Source organism: Paraburkholderia sediminicola (genome assembly GCF_046026895.1).
Classification (GTDB): Bacteria; Pseudomonadota; Gammaproteobacteria; order Burkholderiales; family Burkholderiaceae; genus Paraburkholderia; species Paraburkholderia sediminicola_C.
Genome location: NZ_JAQQEU010000249.1, coordinates 1 through 842 on the forward strand (window position 1 = coordinate 1; position 842 = coordinate 842).

The following is an 842-nucleotide window of genomic DNA, read 5'->3' on the forward strand; positions in this document are numbered from 1 at the left end:
GAAGACTTCAATCCTCAAAGTACCTGAGATGCGGTCGGAGGACATCTTTGGGGATAATCTCGCCGAAGTGATTTCGGCTACCTGTCAGACGTTCGGCGAAGAGTTACGTTCTACGCCTTTGGCGAGCACGTTCGAACGCAACGCTTTGGCAAGTGGCGCTAAAGCTTGAGTGAGCAGCCAGGCGTCTACTTCGACATAGTCCGCGAGGAGCTTGTAAATTACTTTCCGCACTAATGGGGTACCGCTAGATGTCGGCAAGATTGGAGCGACGGTCACTAAGCCGTGCCGAGCGACTTTAAGCACGTGCATCGAGCCGCTAGCCAGCCCACAGGTAGCGTGTGTTACTGCGACTCAAGGGCGTCATCGCGCGCTTGGGCAATCTCGACCGGGTGCTGGTCGTGGTACGCGTCGAACAACTGTGAGCAGAGCTGTGCAAGCGAAGCGAGGTCTACGGCCTGGTCTGCATGCTCGACCTCGCCTGCGCTGAGCATGTCATCGAGAACCGGAGCGAGACGGCGCAGTCGCACAAACATGGCGGCTTCTACTTTCATTTTGGACCTCCTGTTGCCAGACGGTGGAGCGCACCCTGGGTCGCGCCATCACCGGGCGATGCGGCGACGGATGATGGCCTGAAGCAGTGGGGGACAATAGACGTATGGCGGGAGCCATTCTCTGACAGGATGTCCGAAGTCGTATTGGGTTCAACCTTCAACATCGTGTTCCTCCCTTTAGCACCGTTTCCGGCGGCTGCGCTTTCGTCGAAAGTGCGGTACTCCTTGATGGAGAAAGGAATGGTTTTCCATTGCCGGCGTATCAACGTAACCGCTCACGGCGATTGAACC

1 protein-coding gene is annotated in these 842 nt (G+C 57.0%); it reads right to left on the reverse strand.

What is annotated here, in order from left to right; genetic code table 11:
* Positions 1 to 341: 341 nt before the first annotated feature.
* On the reverse strand, positions 342 to 551 hold the full coding sequence (locus tag PQR02_RS40575; RefSeq protein WP_408243412.1) for a hypothetical protein: 210 nt from the start codon (positions 549 to 551) through the stop codon (positions 342 to 344).
* Between the last annotated feature and the right edge of the window lie 291 nt (positions 552 to 842).